At 58.4% G+C, this 9,010-nt stretch carries 9 protein-coding genes; 6 read left to right on the top strand and 3 right to left on the bottom strand.

Going from position 1 to position 9,010, the window contains the following annotated elements; genetic code table 11:
• From PMW70_RS09480 to PMW70_RS09470, 3 genes are all read left to right on the top strand, one after another.
• Positions 1–338, top strand: a 338-nt coding sequence (locus PMW70_RS09480; RefSeq protein ID WP_271744716.1) for an ATP-binding cassette domain-containing protein, incomplete at its 5' end; no start/stop codon positions are given.
• Position 339: 1 nt separating this feature from the next.
• On the top strand, positions 340–768 hold the full coding sequence (locus tag PMW70_RS09475; RefSeq protein ID WP_271744715.1) for a hypothetical protein: 429 nt from the start codon (positions 340–342) through the stop codon (positions 766–768).
• 156 nt (positions 769–924) lie between these two features.
• Positions 925–1,266: a BspA family leucine-rich repeat surface protein gene (locus tag PMW70_RS09470; RefSeq protein ID WP_117818415.1), complete on the top strand. Its 342-nt coding sequence runs from the start codon at positions 925–927 to the stop codon at positions 1,264–1,266.
• Between the two features lie 75 nt (positions 1,267–1,341).
• On the opposite strand, the gene PMW70_RS09465 is transcribed toward PMW70_RS09470, so the two are convergent.
• Positions 1,342–2,607 (bottom strand): ATP-binding protein, encoded by a 1,266-nt coding sequence (locus tag PMW70_RS09465; RefSeq protein ID WP_271744714.1) that lies wholly within the window; start codon positions 2,605–2,607, stop codon positions 1,342–1,344.
• A 188-nt stretch (positions 2,608–2,795) separates the two neighbouring features.
• Positions 2,796–2,984, bottom strand: coding sequence for a helix-turn-helix domain-containing protein (locus PMW70_RS09460; RefSeq protein WP_229030448.1), 189 nt, complete (start codon positions 2,982–2,984; stop codon positions 2,796–2,798).
• Between the two features lie 169 nt (positions 2,985–3,153).
• Here PMW70_RS09460 and PMW70_RS09455 point away from each other — a divergent pair, with 169 nt between their 5' ends.
• Both PMW70_RS09455 and PMW70_RS09450 read left to right on the top strand, forming a co-directional pair.
• Positions 3,154–6,510, top strand: a complete 3,357-nt coding sequence (locus PMW70_RS09455; RefSeq protein ID WP_271744713.1) for a hypothetical protein — start codon at positions 3,154–3,156, stop codon at positions 6,508–6,510.
• 221 nt (positions 6,511–6,731) lie between these two features.
• Entirely contained in the window at positions 6,732–7,229 is a 498-nt protein-coding gene (locus PMW70_RS09450) for a hypothetical protein (protein WP_271744712.1), read from the top strand.
• Between the two features lie 204 nt (positions 7,230–7,433).
• Here the strand turns inward: PMW70_RS09450 and PMW70_RS09445 are convergent, their stop codons facing one another.
• Positions 7,434–7,658 (bottom strand): hypothetical protein, encoded by a 225-nt coding sequence (locus PMW70_RS09445; protein ID WP_271744711.1) that lies wholly within the window; start codon positions 7,656–7,658, stop codon positions 7,434–7,436.
• 922 nt (positions 7,659–8,580) lie between these two features.
• Here PMW70_RS09445 and PMW70_RS09775 point away from each other — a divergent pair.
• Complete coding sequence (locus PMW70_RS09775) at positions 8,581–8,886, top strand: restriction endonuclease, SacI family (protein WP_416378080.1); 306 nt, start codon at positions 8,581–8,583, stop codon at positions 8,884–8,886.
• Positions 8,887–9,010 lie beyond the last annotated feature (124 nt).

Below are 9,010 nucleotides of genomic sequence, written 5' to 3'. Positions count from 1 at the left end.
TCTCCCCATATCTCGACAAGCCGACCCGTAAACTCTCGACAGGAATGAAGCAGCAGGTAAAGCTTGCCATGGCGATATCGACCGATTGCCCGTACCTCATCCTCGATGAACCGCTGAACGGCCTCGATCCGGGAAAGCGGAAAACCTCCTGCGACGCGATGCGCAGCGAGGTGGCGCGGGGACGCAGCGTGCTCATTTCAAGCCATCTGCTCGACGACCTGGCAGACCTCACCGACTCGTTCTACTTCATCGAGGCCGGCACGCTCGTGGAAAAGATCAAGTCGTCCTCGCAGACGCTCAAGCAGGAATACCTCGATACATACGAGGGAGGTGAATGACATGATAGGCAAGAGCTATGCAAAGATAGCGATTGTTGGCCTTGTAATCGGTCTTGCAATGGCACTATGCGCATCATTTGCGAGGTATAGGTCCGAGCAATCGTTCATCGATGGCGCTGAAAATGGGTTTGGCATAGACGGGATGTATGCCAACGATGGCGCGACCAGGACGTCTATGGCGATTCTTGCAGGCGAAGACATGGAATGGCAAATCTGTAATGACGATGGCTCTTGTCTGAGTGGTCGTTTGGCCGCAACGAGCGACCCGAATTTGTTCGATCTTCTCGACAATGATGGAGCGGATTGCGGTTCTGTCCACCTTTCATATGCATCGCGAGATGGGATGGACGGCATTCTCTACGTCTCCCACGAGACTGGCGATTTCAAGATGCGCAGGACTAACCGAGTGCCGGCTTTTATCGAGGAGTGAGAGTTCCCGGCGGCCTGCCGATCAGGCCGTCGGGGTATCGAATCCCGCATTCATCCGTACACACACGGACGAATTCGGAAAGCAACCATGGTATTCCTACAGGAATCGAATCCGTGAGGTCGTTGTCCTGGATACCTGGGATCCAGAGAGCGGTAGATACCTGTTCGACGGTCTGACCCAATCGACCTATCGAAACTCGATACATCGGATTGCACGACCCTGGAGGGCATGTTCAGGGGATGCTCAAGCGTCACGGAGCTTTTTGATCTCGACCGTCTTGACACCTCGAACGTCGAGAACACGTCCTACATGTTCCTCAACTGCCTGACGCTCAAGGCCGTCAGCATCTTGGGATGGGAGGCGTCCGGAATCACAGACGTCGACCAGATGCTCAGTGGCTGCTCTACCTACATCCTCGCAACCGAGGAGCAGCGCGAGTTCCTGAACAAAATCACCGGCTCCACGCAGCACGGAATTTGGACCCGCAACCTTTCTTAGCCCAGATCAAAATACCGGTTGTTTCCAGAAATCCTCTAGACGCCTTCTAGATGATTTCTGGAAATGCAAATAGCTTTAGATTCCGAGCGTATCGACCGGAGCAATAACGATGCCTTCGCTAGTTACGTGAGCCGGCATACCAAACCCGATGACGATGAGTTTCGCCGCAGGTGGCCTCTCCCCGCGATCGACCAGCTTTCGCTCGAGTCGAAGCAGATTTTCCACTGCCTCTGGGACTTGGGGGCTCCCAAGCTTGACCTCAATGGCAACCCACGAGCCGTCACGACGATGGACAATCGCGTCGACCTCCAGGTCGTCAGCGTCGTGGTAGTGAGATACGGTCGCATCGCTGGCCGCCGCGTAAACCTTGAGATCGTGCAGCACGAGGGATTCGAAGAGCAAGCCAAGGGTCTTCGGATCGGATGACAACGACTCCGGGTCCGCACCGATGAGGGCGACGGCGAGCGATGGGTCCGCAAGGTGCCGCTTCGCGCCCTGCCGCAGCTTCACCGGTGACCTGAGAGCCGGATGCCACGCGGGGACGTCGTCGACGATATTGATACGGCGCAGCACGTCCATGTAGCCGGTAATCGTATTCTTTGAGACGTCAACACCCAAATCCCTTTCGATGGACCTCATGCCGGCAAGAGTCGATTCATTGCGTGCAAGCGACGAGAGCAAGGCCCTTACCTTAACCGGGTCGCGTTTCACTCCATCCGCCCTCGAAACGTCAGACTCGCAAACACCGTCAATATAGGCGGCGGCTATCCGCATTGCGTCGGCAGTTGTCTTACCGACCGCTTGGGGCCAACCGCCGCGGCAGAGCAAATCAGCGATACCGGCGATACCGGCGATGGATCCGAGTGACGCCGCAACGGGATCGCCGGCGAGCAGCGCCCCAAGCGAGACCGCTCCCGACGAAATACCGAGCTCAAAAAGCGTCATGGTATCCATCCGCAAACGGGCGATTCGACCCACACCGCTGTGCATCGGCTGGTTCTCGGCTCGTGGCGTCGCAGATCCGGTGAGAATGAACTGTCCGGGCTCCCCTCCCCTGGCATCGCATTCGAATCGCACGGCATCCCATAGCTTCGGTTCTTCCTGCCATTCGTCGACAAGCCTCGGGGTCGGTCCGACAATTGCTTGGGCCGGATCGAGACGAGCGAGCTGGAGGGCCGCAAAACCGCCAGATGGGTCGGAGAGAGATAACGATGACTCGGCAAATCTCTGAGCTGTCGTTGTCTTTCCACACCATTTCGGCCCCTGAATGAGCACTGCACCAAAAATGCCAAGGTCGCGCTCGACCAAGCAGTCAACACAACGTCCTATATACCTATCCATCGGCTTTCCCCCCAATCATTCATTTGAAATTATAGCGTCTATCTGCGTCGTTGGGACAAATAACGATTACTTATTGGGACGATTGACGGTAATTTATTGGGACGATTGACGATAGCTCGTTGGGACGATTTCCATTTTCTCAAGGCACTAATCAACGAGACCCACTGTGAACTATGAGACGGATAAATTTAGCTGACGCCTCTCATGAGTTCAGCAATGCTGATTTGAAATCCGTCGGCAATCTTCTTGAGATTTGAGAGGCTAACATTACGCCGCCCGACTTCAATGCTCGCGTAGTAGGAACGATCCATTTCAATCAAATTGGCGAACTGCTCCTGACTGCACCCGAGTCCAGCGCGGAGCTCTTTGCATCTCATGCCGAATGATTTCTGAAGCGTCGTATCCATGACAAAAAGAGTCATGGATTGTTGTATAAAAGCCAACGGACTATATACAACAATCCCAGTTAAGGCGCATAATTATCTCTATTGGAAAGCACTCTGATGCCCAGTCTGATAGGGCACGGAAAAGGAATGGAACAGCACAATGACTCAGGGAAAGCATTTCGCTGCCGGTGGCGATCACTTCGCCGCACTGCCAAGCAAAAAGATTCACGCCCCGAAGGGGATCGCGCGTCTGACTGTCACCGCGGCGACCATGGCCGCCATGACCGGATCGAGCCTCATCTCACCGTTCGCGGCATTCGCCCAGACCGGTGACGGGACCACGCAGCACCCCGCCGTGATGTCGCCGATCGCCGCCCATGCCGGCGCGGCATCCGGTACCGGCGCGAAATCCGCCGCACGGACCATCGCGGACCTGCAGAAGGCGGTCGACGAGGCGAAGGCGAAGGAGGACGCCGCCAAGGCATCCTACGATGAGGCCGCCGGCCCCTACAACGAGGCGGCTTCCGCCCGCGACCAGGCCAAGGCATCCTACGATTCTGCAGTCAGCGCCGGCACGGCAGCCGACCGAGCGGCGATGGACGAGTACGCCCGTCAGGTCGCGGAGGGCAAGGACGCCGCCGATGCCGCCGGCAAGGACCTCGAGCAGGCGAAGACGGGTCTCGCAGACGCCAAGGCGGATGCATCCGAGAAGGACGAAGCGTACCAGTCCGCCCTCAAGGCGGTCCAGGATGCCAAGGACGCCCTCGATAAAGCCAAGGCCGATGCCGTAGGCGCCACCCCGGAGGCTATCAGTGCCGCCGAGCAGGCCGTGCGCGACGCCACGGATGCCGTGAGCAGGGCACAGGCCGAACTCGCCAACGCCAACGCGACGCTTGCCGATGCCCAGTCCAAGCTGGTTGCGGCCCAGTCTGCAAAGGATTCCGCCGATTCCGTTCTCGCCGCAGCCAAGCAGAACAAGGACGCGGCGGATGCGAAGACCGCAGCCGCCAGCGCCGCCTACGAGAAGGCGAAAGCCGACCTCGCCGCAGCGGAGGCAGGCGCCAGCGGCCCGGAGTACGATGCTGCAAAACAGAAGGTCGCGGATGCAGAGGCAGCCCTCGCTGCCGCACGAGCGGTGCAGTCCCAGTGCGAGTCCGAGCTTGAGCAGGCGCAGTCCGCTGCGGCAACGGCGCAGTCCGAGCTGAATGATGCCCAGGCGTCCCTCTCCGTAAAGCAGCAGGCCGCGGCCGATGCCGAATCCGGCGTGGGCGACGCCCAGTCCGCACTCGATGCCGCGAACGCTGACCTTGATGCCGCCAAGCAGGCGAATGCTGACGCCGTCGCCAAGCTGGATGTAGCGAAGCAGGCTGTCAAAGACGCCGAGTCCGCCAAGGCAGCCGCCGACGTAGAGCTCGCGAACGCCAAGGCGGCGAAGGATACCGCAGACGCTGCCGTGACCGCCGCGCAGCAGAAGGTCGACGAGGCACAGGCAAAACTCGATTCCGCCGACGCGCAGCTCAAGCAGGGAGCCATCGGCTTCTTCCGTGCCATGGGTGCCGATGACGCAGTCAACATCATCCTGAACGCCAAATATGCCGGAAAGACCGAAGTCGGCAATTCCAAGGACGCCACGTCCCTTGATAACATGCTCAATGCGATCAGGTGGATGAAGTCCGTCAACGACTACCGCAAGTCGGTCGGCCTGTCCGAGCTCCAGGTCACCTACAAGCTCATCGCCGGTGCCATTGCGGATGCCAACTACAGTGACACTGTGCTCGATCATGCCCGTCAATATAATTTTGCCGAAAACCTGGCATGGAATTACGGAATCGATCCGAGTGGGCAGTGGATCGAGCAGGAGAAGGGCTTTTTCGACAAGGCAACGGAGGCCCTTTATGGAGTCACCGGTCTTGTCGGCAAGGATGCCTATGATTTCTATGCAAAGAACGGCGTCGCAATCAACCATTGGATTGCAGACAACTGCCGCTGGGAGAACGGCAGCAGCGGCACCGTCGGCCATTACATGAACATCATCAATCCCGAACTCGCCGTTATGGGAATGGCAACCTGCACCAAGGGCACCATGTCCGGGCTTCAGACGCAGTGCTATACCGCAGAGATCTCCGGCTGGTCCGGCTCCGGTTGGAACACGAACCCCATCTCCGTCGACGAGTACGAGCAGAAGCTGACCTCCTACATCGACGGTCTCAAGAACGCCAAGAGCGCACTCGGCGCAGCCAAGGCCGATCTCGCATCCAAGAAGCAGGCAGCCGCCGGCGCCGCCGCAACCGTCCAGCAGAAGCAGGTCGCGGTGGATTCCGCACAGGCAGGTGTCGATGCCGCGAAGCAGGGCGTTGCCGATGCCCAGCGTGCCGTCGATGCCGCAAAGGCTGATCTCGCATCCAAGCAGCAGGGCGTCACGGATGCCCAGACCGAGCTTGATGCGGCGAAATCGGACCTCGAAGCCGCCAACGCGGCAGTCGATACGGCAAAGTCGACCGTCCAGCAGAAGCAGGTCGCCTTTGATGCTGCCAACGCAGCCGTAACGACCGCACAGTCTAAGTTGGATTCCGCCAAGGCGGACACCGAGGCCAAGCAGCAGGACGTCATGGATGCGAACGCCGACCTCGCGAAGTTCTTCCAGGACGTCGCCGACGCCAAGAAGGCGCTCGATACAGCAAAGAGCGTCCATGACGCGGCGGCAGCCGATCAGGTCGAGAAGGCGACCGTCCTCGCCGCCGCCGAGCAAAAGGCGGACGCCACCGCACGCGCCCTCGCGGATGCCCAGCGTGCCGTCGATGCCGCAAAGGCCGACACCGGCGTTGCCGCCGACAGGCTTACCGGCTCCCAGACCGATCTCGATGACGCACAGTCGAACCTCGACATCCTCACCGATCTTGCCGCGAAGCTCGCAGAGGCACAGCAGCGCGAGCAGGATGCAGTAAAGGTCGTCAATGACACCAAGGCTGCCCTCGATGCCGCGAAGGCGGATGCCATCGCCGCCGAGTCCCTGGTCTCTGCCGCCGAACAGGCAAAGGCGCAGGCAGACGCCAAGCTGTCGAAGCTGAACTCCATCGATGCCGGCGCGGCGATCGCTTCCGGCCATGATGTGAACGCGGATGACGCCCTCAACGCGCTTTTCGCCGCAGCAGTCGAGGCACGTGCCAAGGTCGCGCCCGCCAAGGCCATCCTGGACGAGAAGCAGGTCGCGGTGGACGAGCTCCAGCCCGGCTATGATACGGCACTCGCCGCCTACGAGTTGGCGAAGTCCGACCGCATCGCAGCGGAGCAGAAGCTTTCCGATGAGATCGCACGACAGGAGGCAGAGGAGGTCGCAAAGCAGCAGGCGGCATACACCCCGAAGCACCTCGCCGGCACGGATACCGCCCAGACCGGCAGCCTCGCCCAGACCGGTGACCGCGCGGGACTCATCGGCGAGACGTTCGTCATCGGCGGTACCGTCCTCGTGGCAGCCGGCGTCTTCCTCGACCGGAAGAAGCGCCGCGAGCAGATGTAAAAGCGAGCCGGGCGTTGGATACCGGCTGGTGTCCAACGCCCGGCTTCATGATCAGGGAGATCGGTGTGAGAACAAAGGCTATTATCGTTGCGCTTCTGGTGTGCCTTTCGGCACCTCAACTTGGATGTGCCAGCGTTGCAAAGCAAGGAAGCGGCTCTACGGAAAGAGCCGCCACAGCGGTAAAGAATAAAGACAAAAAGAAGCCGAGCGAAGAAAAGGCGGTGCAAACCTCTGGAGCCCAGACCGAGGAGAAGAAAGAATCCGACGGCAAGGACCAGAAGTCCGATGACTCCAAGAAGGAGGATAACAAGTCCTCCGACTCGTCAAAGTCGGACAGTAAGGGCGATTCTTCCCAGTCCAAGCAGAATTCCGGCAGTTCTCAAGGTTCAAGCGGCAATAACTCCTCTTCCAACGGCGGTAGCCAGAAGAAGTGGGTTGCCGAGCAGGGCCACTGGGAGATCGACTACGGCCAGGTCTGGGTCCCGAACGTGGTGTACGTGCGCCATGAGCGCTACTGGGTCAACCATGGTGGGACCAAAGTCGGACCGTTTGACAGCAAGGCTGCCGCATGGGCGTGGTGCGATAACGATGTCGATAATGGCGGTATTGGCGGATCTGTGATTGACGACTCCTACACCACCAGCGAGGACCAGGGGCACTACGAGCAGCAGGCGACCGGGCAGCACTGGGTCGTCGACGTGGCCGGACATTGGGAGTAATGTGCATCGTTCCTCTCCTCTTACATTCGGCAAATAAATATTTATTTGCGGGCGGCCGGTTTCGGCCGCCTTTTTTTAACGCCCATTCTGGGAGTAAGCGATAGGAAAGCAATCAAACGAGAGACCATATGACTGTGCGCACATGTTGGCATAGTCATATGGTCACATATTTCCAGCTGCGATTATGCTGCGACAACTCAACCGCTAGTGCTTATTAAACAGCCGATCAAATCCTAGTTTGTCCAGTGCTTGGCTTATCTGCCCCACCTGAATCTCCGTCTCCACGCCATCCTTGCCGAAGACGGTGCTCATGTTCTCAGCGGTCGGGATGACCGTTTTCACCTCACCCGTGGTGAGGTCGATACGTTGGCTGCTGACCTGGTTCTCAAGATGGATCTGACCATCGGATCCAAAGACACTCTGGAGCATGGCTGCCTCCTTGCAAGAGGCTGTCGCCCCCAAGATAACAGACGGGCGGATCCAGCTCAGCATATAACGTTCGGTAATACATGACCATGTTAATGTAGTCATATGTTCACGCATTACAAGCTGGGACCTCATGTATTAGAGCTCGAGCTGCGCCCGTGCGTCCTTGGCGTCTCGCGTCCGACCGTCATCAAATGGCTCAAGCCGGGCTGGCGCGATAAGCGGAATGAGGTCGTGAGGCGGATGGACGCCGGCAGCGTCACACCCATCCGCCTCACGGACGATGAAATCGCGTGGACGCCGGAGGCCGTGACCGTCAGGGCGTCCGGCGGGGAAATCATCGGGCTCGATACGTGGGGCATGGCGAAGGTTCTTACCGGAGCCTATGGTCCCGACTCTCCCGGTCGTATTCCTACGATATCGCCCCTAAATCACCAATGTGTCAGATAAAGAATGATGCAATGGTTATGATCAAGCATACGGCGGATGCGACGACTGCGCCTTTTTTCCTCTCCTTTAGTCCGACGAATAGGGTTGCCGTAAAGTAAAGGGCGGAAAGGCAGTCTATGGCAAGCAAAACGAGTTTCTTGGGCGGTTTCAGCAAAAGGTCGCTAGCAAAGAGTAATGCAAGCAGGGCAAAGCCGATTGTGGTCAAGTATCTCGATTGATTTTGCGACAGCATGGCAACTGCCTTTCAGAACATGTAAGTGAAAAGTCGGTACGATGTCATTGCGGTTGCAAACAAGCCGCCGCCAGGACCGGTTGTCACGAGACCGGCGATAACGCGTTTTCTCGGTTTCCAGCTCATGACAGACCCCTCTCTCATGGTGAAACGCATACATTATGAGATATGCACATTATCTCGCTAATTAATTTCAATATCCATCATCCAACTAAAGAATACTGACTCACTGGTTCAGCGACGATGCGTTCTTACCCTTGCGTTCCCACTCGCCGCGTCGGCGGTCGGAAGGGTCTCCGTCTCGCAATCAGCGACCTTGCACCCGTATCTGTCGAGCCAGGCGGCAAGCGCATCCCAATCGACGCGCTTCCAGTCGCCGCTCGGCGCGTGCTGCATCACGAGGCCTCCGGCGACCATGAGCGCGTGGACATGCTCTCCTTGCAGGCCAGCGATGATTCCGCCGGTGCATACGATGCCAGGTCGCTGTGCCGGCATGGCGCAAACGTATTGGCCTTTGTGCCCCTTTTGGCAACTTTAGCATGGCTGTAGGTTAAACCAACCCACAGCCATGAGCACGTTAACATAGTACTATGCTACCTTGATTGGCAACTTCATCCGAACACTTCCCACATTCATCCGTACATGTACGGATGAATGTGGGAATCCGATGCCC

Origin of the sequence: Collinsella aerofaciens, from assembly GCF_028209625.1 — a bacterium.
In the GTDB taxonomy this organism is placed as follows: domain Bacteria; phylum Actinomycetota; class Coriobacteriia; order Coriobacteriales; family Coriobacteriaceae; genus Collinsella; species Collinsella aerofaciens_AM.
The sequence above is the reverse complement of the archived record's forward strand: the minus strand, read 5'-3'. Positions and strand labels throughout refer to the sequence as shown.

What these genes read in the sequence shown, in the direction of transcription:
- PMW70_RS09475 (WP_271744715.1), top strand. Translation starts at nt 340, where the DNA reads ATGATAGGCAAGAGCTATGCAAAGATAGCGATTGTTGGCCTTGTAATC.
- PMW70_RS09465 (WP_271744714.1), bottom strand. Translation starts at nt 2,607, where the DNA reads ATGGATAGGTATATAGGACGTTGTGTTGACTGCTTGGTCGAGCGCGAC.
- PMW70_RS09460 (WP_229030448.1), bottom strand. Translation starts at nt 2,984, where the DNA reads ATGAGATGCAAAGAGCTCCGCGCTGGACTCGGGTGCAGTCAGGAGCAG.
- PMW70_RS09455 (WP_271744713.1), top strand. Translation starts at nt 3,154, where the DNA reads ATGACTCAGGGAAAGCATTTCGCTGCCGGTGGCGATCACTTCGCCGCA.
- PMW70_RS09445 (WP_271744711.1), bottom strand. Translation starts at nt 7,658, where the DNA reads ATGCTCCAGAGTGTCTTTGGATCCGATGGTCAGATCCATCTTGAGAAC.
- PMW70_RS09775 (WP_416378080.1), top strand. Translation starts at nt 8,581, where the DNA reads ATGCGTTCTTACCCTTGCGTTCCCACTCGCCGCGTCGGCGGTCGGAAG.